Annotated in this window: 28 protein-coding genes; 16 read left to right on the top strand and 12 right to left on the bottom strand. The window is 33.3% G+C overall.

The window, feature by feature from the left end; translation table 11 throughout:
• Positions 1-399 precede the first annotated feature (399 nt).
• The 6 genes from ANASTE_RS04105 to ANASTE_RS04125 form a co-directional block, all read right to left on the bottom strand.
• Positions 400-1,257, bottom strand: a complete 858-nt coding sequence (locus ANASTE_RS04105; RefSeq protein WP_007049694.1) for a MerR family transcriptional regulator — start codon at positions 1,255-1,257, stop codon at positions 400-402.
• Positions 1,258-1,421: 164 nt separating this feature from the next.
• Entirely contained in the window at positions 1,422-2,030 is a 609-nt protein-coding gene (locus ANASTE_RS11915) for a phosphohexomutase domain-containing protein (protein ID WP_007049695.1), read from the bottom strand.
• Positions 2,027-3,145: a phospho-sugar mutase gene (locus ANASTE_RS11920; protein ID WP_007049696.1), complete on the bottom strand. Its 1,119-nt coding sequence runs from the start codon at positions 3,143-3,145 to the stop codon at positions 2,027-2,029. Before ANASTE_RS11920 ends, ANASTE_RS11915 begins: the two co-directional genes overlap by 4 nt.
• A gap of 34 nt (positions 3,146-3,179) precedes the next feature.
• Positions 3,180-3,650 (bottom strand): pyridoxamine 5'-phosphate oxidase family protein, encoded by a 471-nt coding sequence (locus ANASTE_RS12075; protein ID WP_007049697.1) that lies wholly within the window; start codon positions 3,648-3,650, stop codon positions 3,180-3,182.
• Between the two features lie 3 nt (positions 3,651-3,653).
• Positions 3,654-4,112, bottom strand: a complete 459-nt coding sequence (locus ANASTE_RS12080) for a GNAT family N-acetyltransferase (protein ID WP_007049698.1) — start codon at positions 4,110-4,112, stop codon at positions 3,654-3,656.
• Between the two features lie 441 nt (positions 4,113-4,553).
• Positions 4,554-5,198, bottom strand: coding sequence for a cyclase family protein (locus ANASTE_RS04125; RefSeq protein WP_007049699.1), 645 nt, complete (start codon positions 5,196-5,198; stop codon positions 4,554-4,556).
• A gap of 133 nt (positions 5,199-5,331) precedes the next feature.
• Here ANASTE_RS04125 and ANASTE_RS04130 point away from each other — a divergent pair, with 133 nt between their 5' ends.
• From ANASTE_RS04130 to ANASTE_RS04150, 5 genes are all read left to right on the top strand, one after another.
• The gene (locus ANASTE_RS04130; protein WP_007049700.1) at positions 5,332-5,706 is read left to right on the top strand and encodes a ribosomal maturation YjgA family protein; all 375 of its coding nucleotides are present in this window, start codon (positions 5,332-5,334) and stop codon (positions 5,704-5,706) included.
• A gap of 19 nt (positions 5,707-5,725) precedes the next feature.
• A complete protein-coding gene (locus tag ANASTE_RS04135; RefSeq protein WP_007049701.1) occupies positions 5,726-6,547 on the top strand; it encodes a Cof-type HAD-IIB family hydrolase in 822 nt (273 codons plus the stop codon).
• The gene (hprK, locus tag ANASTE_RS04140) at positions 6,547-7,482 is read left to right on the top strand and encodes an HPr(Ser) kinase/phosphatase (RefSeq protein ID WP_007049702.1); all 936 of its coding nucleotides are present in this window, start codon (positions 6,547-6,549) and stop codon (positions 7,480-7,482) included. The genes ANASTE_RS04135 and hprK overlap by 1 nt, the downstream gene beginning before the upstream one ends.
• Before the next feature lie 104 nt (positions 7,483-7,586).
• Entirely contained in the window at positions 7,587-8,201 is a 615-nt protein-coding gene (locus tag ANASTE_RS04145) for a TetR/AcrR family transcriptional regulator (protein WP_007049703.1), read from the top strand.
• A 6-nt stretch (positions 8,202-8,207) separates the two neighbouring features.
• On the top strand, positions 8,208-9,428 hold the full coding sequence (locus ANASTE_RS04150) for a cation:proton antiporter (RefSeq protein ID WP_039945003.1): 1,221 nt from the start codon (positions 8,208-8,210) through the stop codon (positions 9,426-9,428).
• Positions 9,429-9,865: 437 nt separating this feature from the next.
• Here ANASTE_RS04150 and ANASTE_RS04155 read toward each other — a convergent pair whose 3' ends face one another.
• From ANASTE_RS04155 to ANASTE_RS04175, 5 genes are read right to left on the bottom strand one after another with little or no spacing between them, the layout of a single operon-like run.
• Positions 9,866-11,071, bottom strand: coding sequence for a DUF2207 family protein (locus ANASTE_RS04155; RefSeq protein ID WP_007049705.1), 1,206 nt, complete (start codon positions 11,069-11,071; stop codon positions 9,866-9,868).
• Between the two features lie 6 nt (positions 11,072-11,077).
• Positions 11,078-12,973, bottom strand: a complete 1,896-nt coding sequence (locus ANASTE_RS04160) for a DUF2207 domain-containing protein (RefSeq protein ID WP_007049706.1) — start codon at positions 12,971-12,973, stop codon at positions 11,078-11,080.
• A 34-nt stretch (positions 12,974-13,007) separates the two neighbouring features.
• Positions 13,008-14,549, bottom strand: a complete 1,542-nt coding sequence (locus ANASTE_RS04165; protein WP_198004101.1) for a DUF2207 family protein — start codon at positions 14,547-14,549, stop codon at positions 13,008-13,010.
• Positions 14,539-14,856 (bottom strand): hypothetical protein, encoded by a 318-nt coding sequence (locus tag ANASTE_RS04170; protein WP_007049708.1) that lies wholly within the window; start codon positions 14,854-14,856, stop codon positions 14,539-14,541. Before ANASTE_RS04170 ends, ANASTE_RS04165 begins: the two co-directional genes overlap by 11 nt.
• 39 nt (positions 14,857-14,895) lie before the next feature.
• Positions 14,896-15,453 carry a LemA family protein gene (locus ANASTE_RS04175; RefSeq protein ID WP_007049709.1) on the bottom strand — a complete coding sequence of 186 codons (558 nt, stop codon included), beginning with the start codon at positions 15,451-15,453 and terminating at the stop codon, positions 14,896-14,898.
• Between the two features lie 232 nt (positions 15,454-15,685).
• On the opposite strand from ANASTE_RS04175, the gene ANASTE_RS04180 reads away from it, so the two are divergent.
• From ANASTE_RS04180 to ANASTE_RS04195, 4 genes are all read left to right on the top strand, one after another.
• Entirely contained in the window at positions 15,686-16,882 is a 1,197-nt protein-coding gene (locus ANASTE_RS04180; RefSeq protein ID WP_007049710.1) for an acetate/propionate family kinase, read from the top strand.
• An 87-nt stretch (positions 16,883-16,969) separates the two neighbouring features.
• Entirely contained in the window at positions 16,970-17,440 is a 471-nt protein-coding gene (locus ANASTE_RS11310; RefSeq protein ID WP_052294591.1) for a YceD family protein, read from the top strand.
• A 13-nt stretch (positions 17,441-17,453) separates the two neighbouring features.
• Positions 17,454-17,636 carry a 50S ribosomal protein L32 gene (gene rpmF, locus ANASTE_RS04190; protein WP_007049712.1) on the top strand — a complete coding sequence of 61 codons (183 nt, stop codon included), beginning with the start codon at positions 17,454-17,456 and terminating at the stop codon, positions 17,634-17,636.
• 517 nt (positions 17,637-18,153) lie between these two features.
• Complete coding sequence (locus ANASTE_RS04195; protein WP_039945010.1) at positions 18,154-19,680, top strand: YifB family Mg chelatase-like AAA ATPase; 1,527 nt, start codon at positions 18,154-18,156, stop codon at positions 19,678-19,680.
• Positions 19,681-19,788: 108 nt separating this feature from the next.
• On the opposite strand, the gene ANASTE_RS04200 is transcribed toward ANASTE_RS04195, so the two are convergent.
• Positions 19,789-20,271, bottom strand: a complete 483-nt coding sequence (locus tag ANASTE_RS04200) for a hypothetical protein (protein WP_007049714.1) — start codon at positions 20,269-20,271, stop codon at positions 19,789-19,791.
• 735 nt (positions 20,272-21,006) lie between these two features.
• On the opposite strand from ANASTE_RS04200, the gene ANASTE_RS04205 reads away from it, so the two are divergent.
• The 7 genes from ANASTE_RS04205 (at position 21,007) to ANASTE_RS04235 (ending at position 26,833) form a co-directional block, all read left to right on the top strand.
• Positions 21,007-21,345 carry a hypothetical protein gene (locus ANASTE_RS04205; protein ID WP_007049715.1) on the top strand — a complete coding sequence of 113 codons (339 nt, stop codon included), beginning with the start codon at positions 21,007-21,009 and terminating at the stop codon, positions 21,343-21,345.
• Positions 21,346-22,189: 844 nt separating this feature from the next.
• A complete protein-coding gene (rpsB, locus tag ANASTE_RS04210) occupies positions 22,190-22,921 on the top strand; it encodes a 30S ribosomal protein S2 (protein WP_007049716.1) in 732 nt (243 codons plus the stop codon).
• 20 nt (positions 22,922-22,941) lie between these two features.
• Positions 22,942-23,865, top strand: a complete 924-nt coding sequence (gene tsf / locus ANASTE_RS04215) for a translation elongation factor Ts (protein WP_007049717.1) — start codon at positions 22,942-22,944, stop codon at positions 23,863-23,865.
• 112 nt (positions 23,866-23,977) lie between these two features.
• On the top strand, positions 23,978-24,682 hold the full coding sequence (gene pyrH, locus ANASTE_RS04220) for a UMP kinase (protein WP_007049718.1): 705 nt from the start codon (positions 23,978-23,980) through the stop codon (positions 24,680-24,682).
• Between the two features lie 13 nt (positions 24,683-24,695).
• Positions 24,696-25,253, top strand: a complete 558-nt coding sequence (gene frr / locus ANASTE_RS04225) for a ribosome recycling factor (protein ID WP_007049719.1) — start codon at positions 24,696-24,698, stop codon at positions 25,251-25,253.
• A gap of 40 nt (positions 25,254-25,293) precedes the next feature.
• Positions 25,294-26,010: an isoprenyl transferase gene (locus ANASTE_RS04230; protein ID WP_007049720.1), complete on the top strand. Its 717-nt coding sequence runs from the start codon at positions 25,294-25,296 to the stop codon at positions 26,008-26,010.
• Between the two features lies 1 nt (position 26,011).
• The gene (locus tag ANASTE_RS04235) at positions 26,012-26,833 is read left to right on the top strand and encodes a phosphatidate cytidylyltransferase (protein WP_039945015.1); all 822 of its coding nucleotides are present in this window, start codon (positions 26,012-26,014) and stop codon (positions 26,831-26,833) included.
• Positions 26,834-26,840: the final 7 nt, after the last annotated feature.

Raw genomic sequence — 26,840 nt, forward strand, 5'->3', positions numbered from 1 at the left:
TTGTTTAAAAATGAATTAAAAAAAACTTATAATCAAAAAGCCCCAATACTTTGGGGCTTTTTGATTGGGAAGATTTTATTCATTTGATTAATGTGATTATTTATTTAAAAAATATATATAATTAAAATTATAACTTCATTTGATGATTTTATGAAATGTGTAAATATATTAATAATATAAATAAATTCTTTGGTTATAGAATCAGTTTGTGTATTTAATTTGTTTAACAGCTCAGTCATTAAGGGATTTTTAGCAAAATCTTTTGTAGGTAGTATTTAGGGGCGCGGAATCTGCCGAAGGCAGGCGTAGTGCCCCGATATATTGATAACAAAAAAGACGGCATATAGTCGTCTTTTTCTTTATCATATAAGATTGTTATGACATCATTAAAATATGAATTTATTTGTTTTCAGAATTATTATCAAAATAATATCTGTAAGCCTCTCCCATAAATTTAGAAGCTCCCGCACCGTATTTTTTATCCACCGCATCTATGATACTTTCATTATTCAAATATCCGTCTATCATTATATCAAAGTAATTTTCTCCCATATCCATATCCGGCATAAGGTTTAAAATATCTTTGATGATATTTTGAACTTCATTTAATTTTACATCCAAAGTCAAATCGCTTAAGAGTAAATTCATAAGGCGTTCGTTTTCCTCTACATAACCCTTATCCTTTATCATTTTCATATTCTCGGTAAAATTATCCAGGTTTTTCTTTATAGCCTCGGTATACTTTTTAGTACTCCCGTAATATTTAACGGCATTTTGTGCTACATTTATTTCATCTTCCCTGACCTTTTCGATAAATTTATCGAAATTTTCTATACTTCCCCAATTTTTGATTACCTCATCGGTATTTTCACTTTTGAATTTCTCCAAAACCGATATATATTCGCTCAAATCAAATTCTTTGAAACTCATATCCTTTTCTCCTTTTTCAAGCCTTTCCAGTAAACCGAGAAGTCTGTTTAACCTGTTTCGCTTAATTTTAATAAGCTCCTTTTGTTTTTTGAAGATTTCTAATTTATCAAAATCCTTATTTCCCATTATAAATTTAATATCTTTTAGGGAAAAATCCAGTTCTTTGAAAAACAAAATCTGCTGAAGGGTACTCAATGCTTCATCGTCGTATAGTCTGTATCCCACTTCTGTGACTTTTGTCGGTTTGAATACCCCTATTTCATCGTAATACTGAAGCGTCCTTACGCTTACTCCCGTAAGCTCGGCGACTTCTTTCACTGTCATCATATAAGACTTCCCTCCTTTTACTTAATTAAGATAGAATATTTTCTGTCGACATATATATCATCTTTAGATATATAATACATTATCACGCAGCGTGAGAGTCAATACCTTTTTATAATTATTTACAATAAATCAAATCATATATAAAAAACTCCCAAAAGGGAGTTTTAAATCAATGCTTTTATTGCCTTTATATATTTCTCTGATTTTTCTTTTGCTTCTTTTATATCTTTTCCCTTGGATAAGATATAAAGCTTCACCTTAGGTTCGGTTCCGCTTGGACGATAAATAACGTCACATCCGTCTTCAAGCTCATAAAATAACACATCAGAACTAACTTCATCGAGCTTAGTCACTTCTCCTGTGGTCAAATCTCTTACAGAGTGGTTCAAATAGTCTCTTACCTTTACGACTTTTGTCCCCGCAAAATCGTAAGGCGGTTCTTCTCTTAAACGTTCCCCTGTCTCTTTCATCCTCTGAGCTCCGTCAAGCCCCTGCATATAAACGCTTTCCGTAAGTTCGTCGTAGTATCCGTACTCTTTATACATATCCTCTAAAGCATCGAACAAGTCCATTCCTTTATCTAAATAGTAACAAGACATTTCAGCGATTATCATTGAAGTTACTACCCCGTCTTTATCTCTGGCATAGCTGCCTTTAAGATACCCTATGCTTTCTTCAAAGCCGTATATAAATTTATATTTGTTTTCCTGTTCTATCTCTTTTATCTTCTTACCGACGAACTTAAATCCGGTAAGGACATCATATAATTTCACATTATTTTTTTACATATCTCATCTACGATATTCGTCGTTACTATACTCTTGGTAACCGCAAAGTTCTCTTCAAACTCTCCTTTTCCCTTTTTGGATTTTATTATATAATTGAGTATCAATGCCCCTATCTGATTTCCGGTAATGGTTTCATATTCACCGTTTTTATTCTTAGCCATTACCCCTACCCTGTCACAGTCGGGATCAGTACCGATTATCAAATCAGCATGGTTTTTCTTAGCTGCTTTTATCGCTTCACAAAAGCCCTCCGCATTTTCGGGGTTGGGAGATTTTACCGTCGGAAAATTTCCGTCAAGGAGCATTTGACTTTCCACCAAAATAAGATTTTTAAGTCCTATCTTTCTAAGTACCAAAGGTACGAGCTTATACCCGCAACCGTGGAACGGAGTATATACGAGTTTGAAATCATCACAGTATTTTTTTGTATACTTTTTATATTCACTTTCATTCAATACTCTTTCAACATAAGCATTATCTATGTTTTCTCCGATTATATTAAGTAATCCCTTATTTAAGGCTATATCCTTATCCATGGTATCAATATCGCTTAAAACATCCGTATCCTTCATATTCTCATGCACTTTATCCGCCATATCGGGAGGCATTTGTGCTCCGTCTTCCCAGTACACCTTATAACCGTTGTATTCCTTCGTATTATGGGATGCAGTGATATTTATACCCGATATGGCTTTTAATTCCCTTATGGCGAATGAAAGCTCTGGAGTTGGTCTAATATCATCAAAGAGATAAGTCCTTATACCCAAGGCACATAATATAAGTGCGGCGGTAAGAGCAAATTCCCTCGAATGATTTCTTGGGTCAAAACTTATGACAACACCTTTACTCTTGGCATCATCTCCAAGATCCAAAATCACTTTACCGAGGGAGTATGTGGTGTGCTTTATGGTATAAACGTTCATCATATTTATACCTGCCCCCATTATTCCCCTAAGCCCCGCCGTTCCGAAATCCATCAGCGTGGAAAACCTATATTCTTTTTCCTCTTCGTCATCTTTTATATTTAAAAGCTCCTCTTTTGAAGCTTCATCCAATACACTGCTTTCTAACCATTTTTCGTATTCTTTTTTATAATCCATTAAATCCTCCCTGTGTGACCGTACTAAAGTTAGTTTACTTATGTTCTTTGCAGGATAGTTCTTCAACGCTTATCTTAATGACAGATACCGCATCTATCATTTTTTTATCAAAGTCCCAATCCTCTTTTTTAGAATTATGTTTCATTATCATTTTCAGTCCATGTATTTTTTTTTCATCACTTTCAAGAATAAATATCTTTCCCGTACCTATTATGCTTTGAAATCCGAAAGAATATCCGCAGGGGAAATCACTTTCATGAAGTTTATGATTTGTATCCAGCTCAAAAGCCGCATATACATTTTCTTTTATCAAATCTATTTTCCTGCCCTCTTTTGATCCGTGACAGTAAAAATATCTTTTACCTTTAACTATCTCATACCCGAAGTTCAGAGGAACTATATAAGGTTTATCTTTATCTATCATAGCTATCCTTATACAGTCACATTTACCTATTATTTTATCTATGTAATTCATATCGGTTATTTCATTATCTTTTCTTCTCATATTTCAGCTCCTTTCAAGCTCCATTTCGCTGTAACATAAATAATCCCCGTTATCGGTCTTTAATTTATGATAAGATGTATACTTATATTCCCTTTTTAAGTAAAGACTCACAGCGGGGAAAGAAGCGTCGATACTCACCGTTTCAAATTTATCCAATATCTTTTTTTCGATTATGTCTAAAATCCTACTCCCGTAACCCATTCCTTGAAAATGAGGAAGGACAAAAAATCTGTTTATTGCGTTATCATTTATTGTAACGGTAGCGATATATTCATCATTTTCTTTTATGAGATATACCCTATTATTATGCAGATCCTCCTTTATATTATTTACGCTGTGATGAGAAAGAAAAAAATCCACTGCACCTTTGGAATAATATCTGGGATAAACTTCCCTAATGGTATCATGAGTTATATTTTTAACTATTTCAAAATCATTTATATCCGCTTTTACTATCTCCATTATTTACCTCTTGTTATACTTAAATTAATTGATTTATTATGTTTTTTTAATTATTACATCGTAAATTGATCCGTATTTTACTTTATTATACTTTCAATAAAACACCTATAAAATTTAACTGATTAAGTTATTATTTATCGCTTTGTAACGATTTATTTACACTATTCAAATGAAAATTATTTATAAGATATATAAAGTTTACAATAAAGCTTTCAAATAAACTATAAAAAAATGAGCAGTATATTTTATCATAATCAAATCATTTATAGTTTATTTATGATATTGATTTTTCAAACCGTAATTCATTTTATCATTGGTATGGCAGAGAAAGTGTACTGCCGTTATTTTATAGTATACCTGATATATTTTCATACAATTATTAAATATGTTGATAAATATTTTTAACACTTTACATATGTTTTATTATATTTAAACGGATATCTAAACCTCTATAGCGTAAGCTCTTATAGGGGAACCGTCGCCGTTCTTTATTTTTAAAGGAACAAAATGGAATATATAATTTTTATATAAATCCAGTTTATCCAGATTTGAAAGGTTTTCCGCAATCAGGATATCGTTGCTTAATAATATATCATGTGCATCGAAATTATCGTTATTATAAGTAGAGTCCACACTGTAAGCATCTATACCAACAAGTCTTATCCCCATATCTTTTAAATATATAGAAGCTTCTTTTGACAAATAAGGATGAGATATGTATTCTTCATTGTTAATATATTTATCATAACCTGTCCTTATCACAGCAAAGTCGCTCTTTAAAATAGCTTCCCCGAACGGCTCCAAGTCGTCTATGAATATCACTTCGTTATTCTTTTTATAGCTTACATCTATTACTGCTCCCCTGCCTATAAATCTGTCTACACCATAATCGGATACGTTATTTCCGCTCTTAGAAAAATGGAAAGGAGCGTCTATATGAGTTCCCGTATGTGTCCCCATTATTAACTTATCCACATGACAATGGTCTTTACTGTGGATAAGTGCGTTTTCCACTTTTACCTCAGGGTCGCCCGGATAAACCCTCATATCAGTTTCGATAGCATGAGTTAAATCTATTATATTCATATTCTCACTTCCTTTATATAATATTCTATCACAAAATTATAGAATACAATCCTTTAGTTAAACTTTACAATAACCCACTTGTAAAAAGGATTTAAATAATATAAAATAAATAAAACATAAAAAATACAGATATATGAACATGATGAATAAAAGAATAAAATATTTGATTTCAGCAATAATTATAATTGTAACGGAAGTATTTATTGCATTTTATGTACACGATAATTTCATAAGACCCTACGCTGGAGATATTTTGGTAGTATTCGTTTTATACTTTTTATATAAAACATTATTTCCAAAGAAAAATAAAAATCTTCCTATTTATATATTCATATTCTCTGTAATCGTAGAAATACTTCAGGGAATAAATATTATAGATATATTGGGGCTTGGTGATATAACTTTTTTCAGGATATTATTAGGAACAAATTTTGATATAAAAGATATATTATGTTACCTGGTAGGTTGTGTGATACTTTATTATATCGAAAATAAAAACATAAAATAAATATAGAAAGAGAGAACATATGTATAAATTACTTGCTACAGATATCGACGGAACACTTATCAATTCAAAGAGAGAACTGACTGACACCACAAAAAAAGCTATTTACGAAGCTTATGACAAAGGCTGCGTGATACTTCCATGTTCGGGAAGAGGACCTCTTCCTCTGCAGGATATTACAGATGAGATAGATTTGGATCTGCCTCTTGCATGTTTTAACGGCGCACTCGTAATAAAAGGAAAAAGCGGAGAGATACTATACGAAAAGGCAATAGATAAACAAGACGCTATCCTTGCATATAACGAAGGTGTAAAGAGAAATGTGGGAGTTATAGCATGGACATTCGATAATAAACTTGCATTCAATGAATTCAACAAATTCACCAAACACTACTTATCAATGGCAAATGTAAAAAGAGAAGACGTCATAATCATCCCCGAACACATGGAAATATTCGACGAGAGGATAACTAAAGTGTTATGGCAGGATGAAGTGGAAAATATGGATGAACATGTGGCTTATGCCAGGAATTTATTAAAAAACGTGGATAACAACGCAATGTGCGCAACAAGCCAGCCTTTCCTTCTTGAATTCACACACAAAGACGCTAATAAGGCGGAAGCTATAAAACATGTTGCAGACGCATTCGGTATAGAACATAAGGATACGATAGGTATAGGTGACGGACTCAATGATATACCTATGATAGAATATGCGGCTCTTGGAGTTGCGATGAAAAATTCACACAGAGAAACTTTGGATGCGGCAGACTACATAGCTCCAAGCAATGACGAAGACGGAGTGGCATATGTAATAAATAAATTTATGTTAGGTAAGGAATAATGAAAAGAGCATCATTAGAAGAATTCAGTCAATATCTGGAAGGAGAGATCCTCTACAGCGATTTCAGAAAAAACATAAGGCTCAATACCCCTTATGTAACACGTCCGGGGATACAGCTTACAGGATTTTTCGAATACTTCGACAACGACAGAGTACAGATAATAGGTAATACGGAAAGCGCTTATTTAAAGCACCTTACGCCTCAGGTAAGGGAAAACAGGATAAGAGCGCTTTTTAAACACGACATACCATGCGTAGTACTCACCAACGGAGTAAAAGAAGAGGAAGACTTTGTAAAAGTAGCGAGAGAAGAACACGTTATACTTATAAAAAGTAAATTCAATACAAACCTAACCATCAACAAAAGCGTGGCATTTTTGGAAGAACTGTTTGCTCCCAAAATGCAGCTTCACGGAGTACTTGTTGAAGTACTGGGTGTAGGTATACTCCTTGAAGGCGACAGCGGGATAGGTAAAAGCGAGATAGCCCTTGAACTTGTGCAAAGAGGTCACAGACTTGTAAGCGACGATTTGGTGGAAGTAAAGAAGATAAACGATACTACTTTGGAAGGCTCATGTCCTGAAGTACTTCAGTATTTCATGGAAATAAGAGGGGTCGGTATAATCGATGTAAAGGCTTTGTTCGGAATGGGTGCGGTAAAGGACAACGTAGATGTAGAACTTGTCGTAAGGCTTGTTCACTGGAACGACAAAGAACACTACGAAAGACTCGGTACAGAATATCAAAAAGAAGAAATATTGGGAACTACACTCGATAAATTGACAGTTCCGGTAAGACCGGGAAGAAATATGGCGGTAATAATAGAAACTATCGCAAGGAACTACAGAGTAAACGAAATGAACTATAATGCGGGAAAAGAATTCTGCGACAGAATAGAAAAATATAATAATGAAAATGCAAAGAAACTAAAATAATAACTATTAAAGACACTTAAGAGAGTGTCTTTTTTATTTCATAATTATTGACACCATAGTCTATAATTACTATAATAGACTACAAGGTCTATAAATAGCGGAGAGTGATAATATTGAAAAAAGAAGAAAAGACGAAACTAACAAAAGAAAAAATAATAAATGCTGCCGTAACGGAGTTCGGTACAAATGGGTATGGAAAAGCTTCGATAAATAATATCTGTAATGAGAATAAAATTGCAAAGGGGCTTATATATCATAACTTTAAAAATAAGGATGAAATATATCTGACCTGTGTAAAAATGGTTTTCTCTAAAATCAAAAGTTTTATAAAAGAAAAATATACAAAAACAAACCTAAATGATTACTTTGATATAAGGATAAAGTTTTTTAAAAATAATCCAATGTATTCTTACATTTTTTTCGATGTGATATTAAATCCTCCAAATCATTTAATTAAAGAAATAACAAACATAAAAAAAGATTTTGATGATATGAATAAAGAAATATATAAAAAATGTATTTTTGAATTAAAACTAAGGGACAGTGTCAATATTGATGAGGCTCTTGAATATTACGATATTATAGGAAATACTTTTAACATTTATTTTCAAAAAAAGACTTCAATGAATTCTAATTTTAAAGAACTCATTAACGAACATGAACTAAAACTGTCTAAAATAATAGATCTAATGCTTTACGGGATTGCGGATAAGGAATAAAAAACTATGACTATATTGATTATAAGACTGATAATGACCATAATAGCGGGATACTTTGCGGGAGAACTTATCAGCAAGATAAAACTTCCCAAAATTCTTGGGTGGCTAATTGCAGGAATGATACTGGGACCTCACGCATTATCACTGACAAACCATGAGATTTTAAATGCAAAATGGTATAATGATATAATTCACATAATGGAATGTGCGGTCGGGCTTATGATAGGAACAGAGCTTGTATGGAACAAAATAAAGAAGTCGGGCAAAGCGATAGTATTTACTACGCTTACTCAGTCTCTGGGAACATTTTTATTTGTATCCATAGTATTTTCCATCGTATTTTATATTATGAACATACCTATATATATGGCATTTATATTCGGAAGTATTGCCCTCGCAACAGCTCCCGCACCGGCACTATCCATAGTAAGAGAGTTTAAAACAAAAGGTCCGGTTACCAATACCCTTATACCTATGGCAGCACTGGATGATATGGTGGGAGTAGTGGTATTCTTTACGACCATATCGGTGGTATCATCTAATATTTCAAAAGATGCAATGCCTATATGGCTGAGTATGATAATAGTATTTCTGCCTATTATTATAGGAGCTGTTACAAGCATGGCAGCTGGACACATTTTAAAGAGGGATATGGATAAATCAAAGACTATGATTATCCTTATATCGTTTATCCTGTTATCATCATTTGCCGGCTTTATTTTCAATAATTACATACTTTCTTCACCGGTACTTAATTTCATGCTGATCGGAATGGCTTTTTCGGCTGCATATTCAAATATCGTACCGAGCGAACGGCTGAAAGCCATAACAAAGGATTTTAACCCAATACTTAATTTTAGTATTTTAGCTGTAATACTAAATTTGGGATACCCTCTGGACTATCATTTGATATTGGGAGCGGGACTATTTACCGCAGTATATATCATATCAAGAGCAATCGGAAAATACTTCGGAGCATATTTCGGTTCGTCAGTAATGAAATCGCCTATTAGCGTAAAGAAATTTTTGGGACTGACTCTGCTTCCTCATTCCGGAGTATCCCTTGTCTTTACGGGAATAGCAGCTTCCGCCCTTGCCTCTCCGGCACCAGAGTCATGCAAGATACTCCAAGGTACCATTGCCGCAGCGGCGGTAATAAATGAAGTGATAGCGGTGATAATAGCGAAAAAAGGATTTGAATGGTCGGGAGAATTAAATAAAGTATAAAAATATAAATATATATCTTATTACTCGGGGCACTACGCCTGCTTCGCAGATTCCGCGCCCCTTTAAAAACAAATATACAAAAAGATTTTTTATGTTATCAAAAGTATTATCATAAAAAGCTGTAAAACACCAAAAAAGACCCTTAAAAGAGGATCTTTCTTGGTGTTTTAATTTACCTTATAAATTAATGATAGTTCCGAAACACCGATTAAAGTATTCGGAATTATCGGGGGAACAATTTTAACAAATTAAATTGTTTAATTTATTATATCAAATCAATACCGCTAAAAAAACACCTATTTGTTAAGGTTTGCATATAGGTTTAATATTTTTTATTTTGCAGATTTTAGAAGACGGGGCGCGGAATCTGCGAAGCAGGCGTAGTACCCCGTCATAATAAAACAATAAAAAAGACGGCTTATATCCGTCTTTTTCTTTTAATATGAATTAAGTATCGCATTATCGAGGATATCTATATCCCCGTTGAAATCATTGAAGGATATATTCTTCTTATTCTCCCATGTATTATAAAAATAAGGTATATCGAATTTATCATCGTTACCGTCAAACAAAACTATAGATAAATCCAAAGAATATATATAAGGAAGCATATCGTAAAAATAATCGTTATCCCTTTGATAAAGCTTGCTTATCCCCTCTTTATCAAACTGTTCTATGGTATGCCTGAACCCCATGACTTTTCCAAGCACGGAATTCAAATAATCACTTCTTTTGAATATAAATCCGTTTACTATTACACATAAAAGGAGCAAGTTCAGCTGACACATAAACATGATGCCGACATTGCTGAAATGTATAATAAAGTAAGGGAATACGATATTTCCGCAAAGTATGAATATGGAAGCTATCAAAGCTCCGTACTTGACGGAAGTCTCTTTTCCGGTTTGAAAAGCAACTATCAAATAAGATAACAGTGCATACATAAATCCCGCAAGAGTAATGAGAAGTATTGTAAATACTACTCTGGCAGAAGCCGTATCATAAGCAAACCTTGAATAAATTATCATCGTTGCAGCCACCAAAGCGGCAAAAGCAAAAGAGGTATATCTTCTTAGCTTTCTGGACATCTTGGTTTCGATATTCTTATCACTCAAGAACTCATTTGCTACGACTGTTTCCATTTTCCTGAAATATCTTCCGTCACCGGAGGATATTTCCTCTGTAGTTACTTTATCTTTGTTTCCTTTGAAAAGGACTTTATACATGAGTCTTTCGTATTTTGAAAGAGAATTATCCAAATCTTTAAGCTTCGTTAAAAGTATTGTTCCATCTTCAAGTTTTTCTATTTTTATAAATCCTTTGACCGCCAAAGAAATAACAAGAGACGAAAAATGATTACTTACGGTTTCTCCGCAGTTTAAATAACCTATCAAAAAGCTATCCATTTCGTGGGGAGGATAAGAAGTGATCTCTTTTTCAACTCTTTTATCTTTTCCCCAGATAAAGTATATGATAAGATCCAGCACCAAAAGACCTACCGTTACGAGTAACAGCAGGTTAAGTATATTTGGAGGCAGTTTTTTACTGAAAATCTTCTGAGTAACATAAAAAACTACACCAATAACTATAAAGAGTATTAACAGTATTACGCTTTCTTGAATTTTTTCTTTTCTCTTATTCATCTTGCTCTACCAGCTTCCGCCACCACCGCCGCCGAAGCCGCCTCCCGAAAATCCGCCCCCGCCGGAAAATCCTCCGCCGAAGCCGCCGCTGTCGTTATCAAACTCTACCGCTGAAGCGGTTTCATTCATAAAATACATATGATGATACAAATGCGTCATCATATAATAATCCCAAAATACATCATTTCCGTATGGAGTGTACCAATCAGGTGCTTCCATTTCAATGCCTTTAAATTTATCCATCCATTTATCACTTATGTTCAGTACAAAAGCATATGGCATTATATCATAAAAATACGATGGATTTTCACTTACCAAAGCTTCAAATTTTTCTTTTTCGGCTACTATAAGGAAATCTTTGAACCCTAATATCTTTCCTATAACACTATCCAAATATTTACTTCTCTTATAAGTAAGTCCCGCAAAATAAGAACCGATAAGAAGTAATATATTTGCGATAAAGAATATAAGTCCGCCGTCGGATATAGCGGATATCAAAAATGCAGCTAATGAATTCAAAAGTATAAAAATGACCGTTGCGGCTATTATACCAAGTTTTCTTCCGTTGGTAGAACCTTTATGCATACCGTCTATAGCACCTATTATCCACAAAATGAGAAGTCCGAAAATAACAAGTCCAAGTGCACCAAATATCAAACTTCCGATAATTGAATAAAGTGCCTGATATGAAAAATAAAACACATTGATAAATACCGCCAGTGATATTATTATACCAAGTATTACCTGGAACTTTGTCGCTTTTTTATCGCTTAATCTCTTTTTGCCTGAAAATTCGGAGTTTAAGTCATCACTTGCTATGGAAAGGGTTTCTGAGAACTTATATTTAAGGTTAGATAATTTTACTTTATCTTTCCCTCCTTTAAATAAACCGTTGAATATCCTTCTTTCAAAAGGCTTAGCATCTTTCGACAAATTTTTCACCTTGATAAATTCAAGCTCATCTTCACCTAATTCTTTGATTTTCAAATAACCTTTGGAAGCAAAGTAAACTATCAAAGAAGTAAGATTTTTTTTGCTAAGTGAATTCCCTGCGATATATCCCACTTCAGCCGGAGTCATATTATCCGGAGGATAAAATTCAACAGTTTTTATTATTTTTTCATCTCTGCCGAATTTCAGAGATATAAAAACAGATAGTAATAAGATAACACCTGCTATACCTAAGAAAACAAAATCAAAGAACTTATTGTTCGAAGCTACATCAGTGAAGTAGCCTTCTGGGAGTTCTATCCTCACTGTAAGACTTTCGTTGTTATATAACCTTGAAGTCGTATATCCGCTTACTACATTGCCTTCTATGTTATACTTGACATTGTTTCCTTTATTTCCGTATTTACCGGATGTAAAATTCACAAGTTTCGTATCAAAATCCTTAGGCATATGTATTTTGAATGTCACCTTATCTATTGTGGTATCCCATTCATTACCTATAAGGTTATAATATACATCATCAAAATCCTTTATCCCGTCATTTCCAACGACATAAGTATACTTGATTACATAAGTCTGTTTCCCGGTAACATATTCATCTTCATTACCTATTTGAAGAGATATGTCTCCAAGACCGTTTTCCTTGGTATAATCGCTGTTTACGCTTATATCTTTTACTTTTATCACGTGAGTCTTTTTTACTTCTTTACCGTCTATCGTTCTCGTAGCGGAAGAAATCGTAGGTATGGTCCTAAACAGACCATGCCTTTCATTTTCTCCGAAATCCGCATTTATCGTTTCTTTCACAGTATAGCTGTTATCTGAGTTTACCTTCATATCGATATCATAATTATCGATAGTAAAATATTCTCTTGCAGATACATTGCCGAAAGGAACAAATAAGAACAATGAAAGTATCAAAGCAAATACAAGTTTGCTGATTTTTTTCATTTTCCCTCTTACCTTTATTAGATATTATTTAATACTAAAATTTTCGTTGTAATTCATTTGCCAGCTGTTCTTTTAAAACTTCATAAGAATTCAACATTAAACTTAGATTTTTACAAATATTGCATATACTTTCATTTTCATATTCTTCTTCATTTAAAGGTATATACCAATCCTGTCTTAATTTATTTTCACCTGCCAAAAATTCAATAGAATAATCATTTACATTCAATACATAAGCATAAGGCAGTATTTCATAAAAATATATAGGATTTTCTCTAATTATATTTTTTAATTCCCTTTTATTACAATCATCTAAAAATTGTTTTAACCCTAAAATCCTACTTAAATTATAAAAACCATAGTCACTGATCTTTATTACAAGTCCGATAAAAACCGCAGATATAAATAAGCTTAAACACGTTAAAAGGAATAAAGGTATATTTATAAAATAAACAAATTTATAAGTAAAATATATAATAAATAACCAATATACCAATATAGGGACTCCTACAATTTTTATCCTATCCTGCAAGTCAACCTTATTTACAAAATAAATTATAAATAAAAATATTACCATACAAGCTATGCTTAGTAGTATTCCAATAAAAACAGATGCTTTCATATCCCTGTTTATATAAAAAACATAAGAAAAAATATTAATTATAGAAAGGATAAATAATACTAAAGATAAATATAATCTTTTCCTTCTACCTGTCATCAAATTTTTACTAGTCTTTTTACCAAACTCTTTATCCATTGAAAATTTTACTTTATTATATACATTATCAATATTTGTACCTTGCAGTTCTATTGCAGTAACATATTCTCTGTTATTAAACAATCCATCAAACATAATTTTTTGGTGTTCGGGAGAATTATCAGGCAATTCTTTTACCTTAGAAAAACAATAATCCTCGTAGTAATTATACATCCTGTTATTATTTAATACTTTTTTGATTTTCAAATAACCATGTACAGCAAAATAAACTATTAATGATACAAAATCTTTCTCAACAAAATCAGTATTATATATATACCCTACTTCCAAAGGATCAAGATCACACGGAGGATAAAAGCTTTTAACAGGATTAATATCTTTATCTCTTCCATACTTTAAAAATATAAAATAAGTAAATAATAAGAATAAAATACTAAGAACAAGTATTACATAAAACGAATCATTACTCTTAATCTCAGGCATATTTCTGTAATAGCCCTCGGGTAGGGTGATTGATACATTAAGTATTTCATTATTTTTTAATGGTTTCTTGATATTACCATATATTATATTATTTTTTACTTTATATTCGACATTATTATTTCTATGCTCGGACGATGTAATATAAATTTTATTACTGCCAAAGCTCTTGGGCATTTTAATTTTGAAACTTAAATTTTTGATAGAAGTATCCCATTCGCCGGAGCTTAAATCATAACTGAAGAAATCGAAATCATCAGTTCTATCATTCCTGTTTTTATATTTATAGCTTATCTCATAATTTTCTATACCGCTCTTAACGTTTCTGTCATCAGCCAATATAAAGTATAATTTGCTGATAGTTTCATTATAGTCCAAATTTATTTTTGGACCAAATATCAGAAACATCATTGTAATATTTCTTTTTTATCGTTTTACCGTTCTTTTGAATATTTACCTTCGGATTTAAATTTATATTTCTATAAGAATTAATTATTTTTTCTTTTCCGAAATCTAAGGAAAATCTTTCGGATACATCATAGCTGAAATCTTCATTAACAACTACATCAATAATATAATCATTAACTAAGAAATAATCATCATTTTCATTGTCATTGCCTGCATAAACGCAAAAGCACAAGGATAAGCACATAAGTAAGACAAATGAAAATATTACTTTTCTCATTTTAATTTCCCCTTGGAAAATAATAATTAAAAATAATAATTAAAATTCTACTTTTACGTTTTGTCTTTCATTTTCGTTTTCAACTTCAAATAGCGGTTTTACACTGAAGCCGAACATATTTGCTATCAAGTTGCTTGGGAATACTTCCGTTTTTGTATTAAAAGTATTTACGATGGCATTATAATATTTTCTTGAAGAAGCGATTTCTTCTTCCATCCTGTTAAGGTCTGACTGAAGAGAAACAAAGTTCTCGTTTGCTTTCAAATCAGGATAACTTTCAGATAAAGCAAACAATGATTTAAGCGTACCGCTTAAGATATTTTCACCCTCTACCCTTTCATCTACGCTTCCCGCATTCATAGCCATGTTCCTAGCTTGAATAACTTTTTCCAAAGTGCCCTGTTCATGTTTTGCATAACCTTTTACGGTTTCAACAAGGTTTGGGATAAGGTCATATCTCTTCTTAAGATACACATCCATAGTCGCATAAGCTTCCTTGATTTTATTGTTAAGTTTTACGAATGAGTTATAGCATGTTATCAAATAAATAACAAGTAAAGCCACAACCACTAAAATTATTATTAACACTGTACTCATATTCTGTCTCCTTTTATACTTGAGTTTTAGTTATTTATTATATTTTATCATATAAACTTAAAAGTAATTAGTGTTTTTGCAATTTTAATGAAAATAATTGAAATATAGATGAATACTTAATAAAATTTTATTTACAAAATAAATAAAAGGGTATAAAATAAGGTGTAATACTTTAAAATGAAATGAGTATTTACAACCATCTACAACAAAATTTCAGGAGGAAATAATATATATGAAAGTTCTTGTAATCAACTGCGGAAGCTCGTCACTCAAATATCAGCTTATAGATATGGAAAACGAAAATGTTTTGGCAAACGGCGTTGCCGAAAGGATAGGTATGAGTGAAGGAGTCTTGACCCATAAACAACCGGGAAAAGATAACGTAGTATTCAACGAAGATATGCCTACGCATAAAGAAGCTTTACAGATACTTGTAAAAGCATTGATAGATGAAAATTACGGAGTAATCAAAAGCCTTGATGAAATCTCTTCTATAGGTCACAGGATAACTACAGGAGGAGAAAAATACAACACTTCCATAAAAGCAGACGATGAAATTATAAAAGGGCTTGAATCTTGTGCGGAACTTGCTCCTCTTCATATACCGGGTCAGGTAATGGGACTTCTCGGATGTAAGGAAGTATTCCCAGGTAAAGAAATGGTTTGTGTATTCGATACATCATTCCACAGAACTATCCCAAAAGAAGCTTACATGTACCCTATCCCATATGAATATTATGAAAAGTACGGGATAAGAAAATACGGTTTCCACGGTATCTCGCATCAGTATGTTTCAGCCAAAGCGGCAAAAATGCTCGGTAAAGATATCGAAGATTTAAAGATAATCGTTTGTCACCTTGGAAACGGAGCAAGCGTATCGGCTGTTAAAAACGGCAGATGTATAGAAAATTCTATGGGCTTCACACCTCTCGACGGACTTGAAATGGGAACGAGAAGCGGTTCAATCGACCCTTCTATCATACCTTTCCTTTGCGAAAAAGAAAACAAGTCTCCAAAAGAAGTTGAAGATATCTTAAATAAAGAATCCGGACTACTCGGTGTATCGGGAGTATCTTCGGACTGCAGAGATATAACATCAGCAAAAAATGAAGGAAATGAAAGAGCAAAACTTGCCTATGATATTTTCGTATACAGAGTAAAAACCACTATCGGTGCCTATACAGCGGCGATGAACGGCGTAGATGCTATAGCATTTACCGGCGGGATCGGTGAAAACGCATGTGATATAAGAGAAGCAATACTTACCGATATGGAATTTTTCGGTGTCGATTTCGACGAAAAAGCAAACGATGTAAGAGGCAAGGATACTATTATCACAAAAGAAGGTTCAAAGACCACTTGCATGGTAATACCTACAAACGAAGAACTCATGATAGCTAAAGAAACCATGGAGATTTTAAATAGCTAAATTTAGATATGAATTAAAGATAAAATCTTGACAAATTTTATTTAAACAAGTATAATAATTCTTACTGTGACGCTAGGAGGTATCAAGTTGATTATAAGGCTTAAGAAAATCTTAGAAGATAGAAGTATTATAATTGATGAAACTCTTGACGGATTTGATTATAATGACTTTACATTCTCCCCCATCAAAATAACGGGAAACGTGCTAATCGATTTAGACATGCTAAAACTTACTGCCGATGTAAATTACAGTTACGGCGGTCAGTGCGACAGATGTCTGGATGATGTAAAAAAAGAAGAAGAGTTTACTTTAGTTAAGCAGTATGATATCAAAGAAATCGAGAGCAGTGACAAAGAAGGGATCGACCTGGAAGAAACTGTTAAAGAACAAATTTTATTAAATATGCCAAGTAAAGTTTTATGTAAAGATGATTGTTTAGGCCTTTGTCCAGAATGTGGTATAAACCTAAACAAAGAAAGCTGCAATTGTAAGGACAATCAGATAAACCCTAAATTTGCGGCACTGGAAAAACTATTAAAGGGCGAAGGTGAAAACTAGGAGGTGAATAATCATGGCAGTACCAAAGAGAAAAATTTCAAAAGCAAGAAGAGATAAAAAAAGAGCTAACAGTTATAAACTTGAAATGCCTACAGCAAGCGTATGTCCTAAATGCGGAGAAGTAAAGGCTCCACATAGAGTATGTAAAGCATGCGGAACATATAAAGACGTAACTGTTGTAGATGTAGCTGAATAATTTAGAATATATTTAAGACACCTTTAGGGTGTCTTTTTTATTTATAATCAAACATATTTTTAACTCACAAGTATTAACTTCCCGCCCTTTACAATTAAAATCAATTTTTATAAGGCGTTTAAATCAATACTTATCAAAAAAAGTAAAATTAATGTCAGGTTTGATTTGATATATTTTTTCAAGTATCAATCGTATTCAGATTTATATTTTATTTTGATAAAATTTTTAATCAAATAAAAGCACTATTCAGTCATAGCAACGATTTGGTTGATCAAACATTTATCTAATAATCAATCATAAATGTTATAAACATCTATTTTAAAATGAAAATATCATAGTGTAAAAAAGTACATAAATTATAATAAATATATATTTTTATTTTTCACATGATTTTAATCTATTTTTTTCGACATTTTTCTCTGTTTGTGACTAAAAAGTGACCACTTTCGACCAAACCCTTGACTGAGAACGAATGTTCTATTATTATATAAAAAAAGGACAAACAGAGGTCAATATAATGTTCAGCAAATTATTTTCGGGAAGTATCGTAGGCATTGACGGTATAATAGTAAGCGTGGAAATAGATATATTAAATAAAGCACTTCCGTCGATCTCGGTCGTGGGGCTTGGAGATATAGCGGTCAAGGAATCGAAAGAGAGAGTATTTTCCGCAATAAAAAACAATTCTTTTCAAATCCCTATGGGAAAGATAACAGTAAATCTTGCCCCGGCAGGAATAAGAAAGGAAGGGACTTACTACGACCTGCCTATGGCGGTGGGGATACTTATGTCATCTACTCAGATATTTTCAAAGATAGATTTAAATAAATATCTGTTCCTCGGAGAACTTTCTTTGGACGGTACACTTCGGGGAGTGGACGGAGTACTCCCTATGGTAATGGAAGCAAAGAAAAACGGCATGACCAATATAATACTTCCTAAAGAAAATGCAAAAGAAGCCTCTATTATCGACGGTATAAAAATATATTCCGCCGAGAACTTAATGGAAGTGATAAACCATGTAAACGGCAGGAAGGCACTGGAATATATAACGACAGATAAAGACGACTTTTTAAAAAACAATGATATGGAAAGTGACTTGGATTTTTCAGATGTAAAAGGACAGGAAAGCGTAAAAAGAGCAATGGAAATAGCGGCGGCTGGAGCACACAATATGCTTATGGCCGGTCCTCCGGGAAGCGGTAAGACAATGCTTGCAAAAAGATTTGCGACTATCCTTCCAAAAATGACACTGGAAGAAAGTCTGGAAGTTACGAAAGTGTATTCGGTATCCGGACTTTTAAAGAAAGATACTCCGCTTATAGTTTCAAGACCATTCAGAAGCCCGCACCACACGATTTCCGACGTATCCTTAATAGGAGGCGGAAGGATACCAAACCCGGGAGAAGTCAGCCTTGCTCACTTGGGAGTATTGTTTCTCGATGAATTTCCGGAGTTTCAAAAAAAAGCCTTGGAAGTCCTTCGCCAGCCTCTTGAAGACGGGATAGTGAATATATCCAGGGTATATGCTTCCCTTACCTACCCTGCCGATTTTATGCTTCTCGCAAGCATGAACCCATGTCCGTGCGGATATCTCGGAGACAGCAAGGTGGAATGTACTTGTTCGGATTTTCAAAAAGAAAAGTATAAAAACAAAATTTCGGGACCGCTGCTGGATAGGATAGATATACAAGTAAAAGTACCAAGACAGGATTATGAAAAGCTGAGGATAAACAGCAAAAAATCCGAAAGCAGCAAAGAAATAAGAAAAAGAGTGAATAAAGCAAGAGAGATACAGCTTGAAAGATATAAAGGAACAAAGGTACTCTTCAACTCCATGCTTACACCCGCAATGATTGAAAAATGGTGTAAAATCGGAGAAGAAGAGGAAAGACTGATGAAAATGGCCTTCGATAATTTAAATTTATCGGCGAGAGGATATCATAGGATACTCAAGCTCGCAAGAACGATTGCGGATTTGGATGGATGTGAAAATATAAGTTCTTCACATATAAGTGAAGCTTTACAGTATAGAGGCATGTAACTTAGCATATAATATACTTGTAAATATTATATTTTGTTTATTTTAATTTTACTGAAAGCACCTTTTACGAGGTGTTTTTAGTATATAAAAAGAGCTCTGAGGCTCTTTTTATATTGGGATATTTTGAAACTTATAATCATTTCCCGCATAATTAAAAGTAACGGTTATACTTTTAACGTTATCGTTGAAAGGCAGGAATTTGACGTTCAACGTCTCCTTATACTTCAAAGGTTCGTCTACGGGATAATCATCGAAGAAAAATGCGGTTGGTTTATACTCCATACCCATATTGTCAATGACCTTTAAATTATTGACCTTGTGGTTGCTTATAGGGTTTTTATTTTCGTTCTCAACAAGGAATACAATATAAAACGAACTTTGATTTCCGTTCATCCAAGAGTATGTTATGAAATACTTTTCATTCAAGACCCTTTCTATATCGATACTTACTCCCCCTTTCGAAAGGCAGTATTTACTCTTACCATAGTCCTTTTTTAACAGCTCGTTGATATTCGGCGGAAGATTATCGCTTATATTGGCTACATTAAAAGTATCCGTGTCGAAAACAAATGTAAATATAATTAGCCCCATAAAAATAATACTTAATATTATAATAATGATTTTAAGAGATTTATTTTTTTCATAATAAATATTATGAGAATAAAAGTTTAATATGAAGATAAAATCAAATTAAAATGAAATGGATCTATGTTGAGTTATATACGATAAAAAATGATATGTAACATGTATTTCAAGAAAACACCCCCCCAAAAAAGGCGTTATTAAGAATTGATGTTATCCACACCCCCTCTGCGGGGTGCGACCACAAAGTTCGGAGTATGGTAATTGATAACTAATCGTTTCAATCCACGCACCCCTATGCGGGGTGCGACATCTCTTTATCTCCTTAAAATTTGCTATCCCCTGTTTCAATCCACGCACCCCGTGTGGGATGCGACCAACCTTTACTTTCGTAAAAATCATAAAACCTTAGTTTCAATCCACGCATCCCGTGTGGGATGCGACTCTACAAATCCTTATAAATAGCCTATTACAGACACTTTATAAAATATAATATTTAAAATTACTTTTTTTAACCCCGCTATTTAAAAGGATTTAAAATTTATTAAAAAATGTGAGCTTGAGGTTAGCAGGTCCACTTCTTTAAGTATTATAACTTAATTATATTATACATTATTTTCCATATTTCGACAATGTAAATAATCATAACTATAAAAAAATTTAAGATTTATAAGCAGGGATTTTAAATATGTAAGCTTTTCTTAAAAGTATGGTAGAATAATAGAAAACGAAAGAAGAAATTATATGAATATACTTTTTAATCTAAGTTTGGCGATTTCCGTTGGGATAATAATAGGCTTTATAGGAGGAGGAATAAAATCTATAATAAAAAAGTCTTATACAAAGGAAAAGATAGACGCAACAAAAAGACTTTTAGACAAAATCTCAAATATACTTAAATACATCGTTTTGTTTTTATTGGCTCAAGGACTCATATGGTGCACATATTTTTTGATTTTGAGTATCATCGACCCGTCAAGTTCTGAATACGCAAATAACGTCTCGGAATTGATAGTTGCGGTACTTACGGTAATTTCCATTATATTTGCATTCTTTGAATTTTTGAGAAGAACGGATAAGTAAAATCAGTACATACCCTTTTTAAACAATCTTAACTCAATAAAATTGCTGTCGCAATGTCATTATTACCTAATGAATCGATTTACGTCGCCCACCTTCGGGGGGTGAGTGGATTGAAACTCACATCACCATTAATAGCTTTTAATATCAATTGTCGCACCCCGCGTAGAGGTGCGTGGATTAAATAATGAAACGTACTTTTTGAAAACAGAAAGTACCAAAAATTTTCGCTGGAGCCGCGGCGGCTGAAGCAGTTGCTAAAAGGGACAGAAAACCTACTTTGCAATTCATATTTGCGGCATGTTATTTAGGGGTGAATAGTTATATATTTAATTGATATTGTTTGTATTTTATTTTTAACGGTAAGATAAAATTCTAAATTTATAATTAATAAGAAAAAATCTAATTAATATATTGAAGATTAAAACGTACAAACTAAATGGTCGAATTACATTAAGAAAATGTCGCACATCGCATAAGGAAGATTAAAAAAATATCTTAAAAAAAGATAAAACTTCGAAATTTAAAATATGATATTTAAATAAAAAACTTATATTTTTACATGGTTTTTAAATAAAAAGTAAATTACAGGATATATTAGAAGTTGCAACTAATTTAAAAAATAATAAAAACAAAAAACACGACTGAGATAAATATAAGCCAAAACATATGAAAACCTTGATAAATAAAGGATTTTTATATAAAAAATATTAAAAATTCCTTGAATATAAAATTTTCTTATGCTATTATATACAAGGTTAACAAAAAAACACAGATGTGCCTGAAATTCTTTGGTGCCGAAAGGTGAGAATAAAGCACATCAAGGAAAAACCAAGGAGGAAAAAGAATGAGTTACATTCAAATGAAACAATTATTAGAAGCAGGTGTTCAATTCGGACATCAAACAAGAAGATGGAATCCAAAGATGAAAAAATTCATCTTCACAGAAAGAAACGGTATCTACATCATCGACTTACAGCAAACAGTAGGTTTAGTGGATGACGCTTGTAAATTCGTAAGAGGTATCGCTGAAGAAGGCGGAGAAATCCTATTCATCGGAACAAAGAAACAAGCTCAGGATGCTGTTAAAACAGAAGCTATAAAGAGCGGAAGTCACTTCATCAACCAAAGATGGTTAGGTGGTACACTAACAAACTTCCAAACTATTTCAAAAAGAATAAAAAGACTTCATGAATTAAACGAAATGGAACAAGACGGAACATTTGATGTCCTTCCTAAAAAAGAAGTTATTTTACTTAAAAACCAAAGAGATAAACTTGAAAAATTCTTAGGCGGTATCAAACACATGGAAAAACTTCCATCAGCTTTATTCGTAATCGACCCTAAGAAAGAAAGAATTGCTATAGCTGAAGCAAAAAAACTTAATATTCCTATCGTTGCTATCGTTGATACAAACTGCGACCCTGACGAAATCGACTACCCGATCCCGGGAAATGACGATGCTATCAGAGCCGTATCATTGATCGCTTCAACAATGGCTAACGCTATTTTGGAAGGAAAACAAGGCGAACAAATGGAAGAAGCTTCAGCAGAAGCCGATACAGAAGCTAACGAATAAAAATATAAGGGGATATAATTATGGCAATTACAACTAAACTTATTAAAGAACTTAGAGAAAAAACAGGTGTTGGCATGATGGACTGCAAAAAAGCATTGGTTGAAACCGCAGGAGATATCGAAAAAGCCATCGTATATTTAAGAGAAAAAGGACTTGCTGCAGCAAGCAAAAAAGCAGGTAGGATAGCGGCTGAAGGTGCTGTTAAAATCAGCGTAAAAGAAGACGGAAAAACTGCAAGTATCGTAGAAGTAAACTCGGAAACAGACTTCGTTGCCAAAAACGACGATTTCCAAAACTTCGTTAAAGACGTTGCAGACCAAGCAATGGAAACAGAAACCGATGATGTAGAAAAATTCTTATCAGAAGGCTGGTTAAAAGAAGCAGGAAAATCAGTAAAAGAAGCATTGAATGAAAAAATCGCCGTTATCGGTGAAAACTTAAACATCAGAAGATTTAAAAAAGTAGTATCTGACGGATGTATCGCTTCATATATCCACGGAAACGGAAAAATCGGTGCTTTGGTTGAAGCAAGCTGTGATAAAGTAGATGACGAAGTAAAAGCTTGCCTTAGAAACGTAGCTATGCAAGTAGCGGCTATGAACCCTAAATACGTTTCGAAAGACGAAGTTCCGGAAGATTATATTAATTCGGAAAAAGAAATCTTACTTCACCAAGCTAAGACAGAAAACCCTGAAAAGCCTGATAACATCATTGAAAAAATGATCATCGGAAGACTTAACAAAGAACTTAAAGAAGTTTGTTTATTAGACCAAGGTTACGTTCAGGATTCTGATTTAACGGTTGAAAAATATATCGAAAAAGTTAACAAAGAAACAGGAGCTAACATCAAAATAAACAAATTCGTACGCTATGAAACAGGCGAAGGCTTAGAAAAGAAAGAAGAAAACTTCGCAGAAGAAATCCAAAAACAATTAGGTGAATAACAAGACCGTAAAGAACACAATTAAACTTTAGTTGTGTTCTTTTTTTGTTGTTTTATTTGAGTATTTATTGTATTATATATAAAGAATAACTTAATATAGATAGGAGTATTTTATGGAACCAAAGTACAAGAGGATTATATTAAAAGTAAGCGGCGAAGCTCTTGCCGGAGATAACAAATTCGGACTTAACACACAGGTTATAAATAACATAAGCAAACACATAAAAAAATGTCACGATATGGGCGTTGAAATAGCTATCGTAGTAGGCGGAGGAAACTTCTGGAGAGGAAGAACCGGAGAAGGCATGGACAGAGCAACAGCCGATTACATCGGTATGCTCGCAACGGTAATGAACGCTCTTGCACTTCAGGACAGCCTTGAACAGTTGGACCTTCAAGTAAGGGTACAAAGCGCCATAGAAATGAGACAGATATCAGAAAGCTACATCAGAAGAAGAGCGATAAGACATCTTGAAAAAGGAAGGATCGTTATATTTGCTTCCGGTACGGGAAATCCGTTCTTCTCTACGGATACTGCGGCTTCTCTAAGAGCGGCTGAAATAGAAGCGGAAGCTATATTATCCGCAAAGAACATCGACGGAGTATACAACAAAGACCCTAACGAACACGACGACGCGATAAAATACGACGAACTTACTTATCTTGATATTTTAGACCAAGGACTTAAAGTAATAGACTCTACAGCGGCTTCACTTTGTATGGACAATGACATACCGCTATTGATATTTGCGATAGATCCGCCTGAAAATATCGAAAAAGTCGTATGCGGAGAAAAAATAGGAACAATAATAAAATAAAGGAGAAGATGATATGAGTAAAGAAGTACAAAATCAAGCTAAAGAAAAAATGATAAAAGCAGTTGAAAACCTTCAATCTAATTTAAATGCTCTAAGAGCCGGAAGAGCAAACCCAAAAATGTTAGACAGGATAATGGTAGATTATTACGGGACCCCTACCCCTGTGAACCAAATGGCAAGCATATCCGCTCCCGAACCAAGGACACTTACGGTTCAGCCTTGGGATCAATCGGCTCTAGGACTTATAGAAAAAGCTATAATGAGTTCTGACCTCGGACTTAACCCTTCAAACGACGGAAAAGTCATAAGACTCGTTATCCCTCAGTTAACGGAAGAAAGAAGAAAAGAACTAGTTAAACTTGCACAAAAAGAAGGGGAAAACGCAAAAGTAGCGGTAAGGAATATAAGAAGACACACCATTCAGACATTAAAAGACGAACAAAAAAAGGGTGAACTTACAGAAGACAGCCTTAAAGATGCAGAAGATGAAATGCAAAAATTGACTAATGACTATATCAAAGAAGTAGATAAAAAAATCAAAGACAAAGAAAAAGAAATCACAACTATTTAATAAATTTATTCTCTTAATATAGTTATAAGGATAAAAAAATATGAATAACATAAAACTAGATAAAGACAATATGCCCGAACATCTTGCCATTATCATGGACGGTAACGGCAGATGGGCAAAACAAAAGGGCAAAATAAGGAGCTTCGGACATAAATTCGGAGCAAAGACGGTCAAGGACATAATAAGAGCAGTAAATGATTTAAATATAAAGCACCTCACACTGTACGCCTTTTCCACCGAAAACTGGAAAAGACCAAAAGACGAGGTGACGACTATCATGAATTTGGTAGTGGAATATTTGAATAAAGAAACCGACGATCTCATAAAAGAAAATGTCAAAATGGACTTTATCGGAGACATCGGTTCCATGCCGGAAAAGACAAGAATAAGCATGAATGACACTATCGAGAGGACTAAAAACGGCAGCGGGCTCAACGTTCATATTGCCCTTAATTATGGTGGAAGAAAAGAAATCGTAAATGCAGCAAAAGAAATTATAAAAGAGGGAATTGACGCTTGCGATTTAGACGAAGAATTATTTAGTAAATATTTATATAACAGTGATAACACGGAAGTGGATTTACTCATAAGAACGGGCGGAGATATAAGGATAAGCAATTTCTTATTATGGCAGGTCGCTTACAGCGAACTTTATTTCTGCGATACTCTATGGCCTGACTTTACTAAAGAAGAATTACATAAAGCCATTTACTCTTTCCAGCATAAAGAAAGAAGATTTGGAGGATTGGTGAAATAAATTGGCAAAAAGATTAATAAGTTCCCTTATAATGATTTTACTTTTGATCATAGCTATAATAATAGGTAACAAGGCGTTTTTCGCATTGGCATTCTTTTTGAATATAATGTCACTGTACGAATATATAAACGTTATAGACGATAACGGTAAAAACCTTGATTTATCCAAGATAATATATATATTATCGGGTACACTGCTTTTGATATTCTCTTTTGTGAATTTCAATTTGGTAATACCTTCCATACCTATAATGATCATACTAATATCGATGATCAACATTTTGGATAAGAAATTTGACGCGGATACGACGATATACTCTATATTCGGACTTATATACATTTCTCTTATCCTTTCATTTATGGTACTGATGTTAAGTAAAATGAACAATGCAGAGGGACTTGCACTTATTATTTTTGCAGAAGTCATAACCATTGCCACCGATTCCGCAGCATACCTGTTCGGTATAAAATTCGGTAAACATAAATTATGTCCCAAGATAAGCCCCAAGAAAAGCATAGAAGGAAGTATTGCCGGGCTTGTTTTTGGTATTTTATCGGGGATAATATTACATTTTATATTTATAAATTATAATATTATTGACATTTCTTTAATAGACTGTATAATAATGGCAACAATAAACAGTATACTGAGCCAGTTCGGAGACCTTACGGCTTCCATGGTAAAAAGAAAATTCGATGTCAAAGACTACGGCTGGATAATCCCCGGTCACGGAGGAGTTCTGGACAGAATAGACGGCACACTATTTTCTTTGGCGGGAACATTTTTCTATGTATACATTGTGCTAAATATGTTTACTTTTTAGGAGACGA

Origin of the sequence: Anaerofustis stercorihominis DSM 17244 (assembly GCF_000154825.1) — a bacterium.
In the GTDB taxonomy this organism is placed as follows: domain Bacteria; phylum Bacillota; class Clostridia; order Eubacteriales; family Anaerofustaceae; genus Anaerofustis; species Anaerofustis stercorihominis.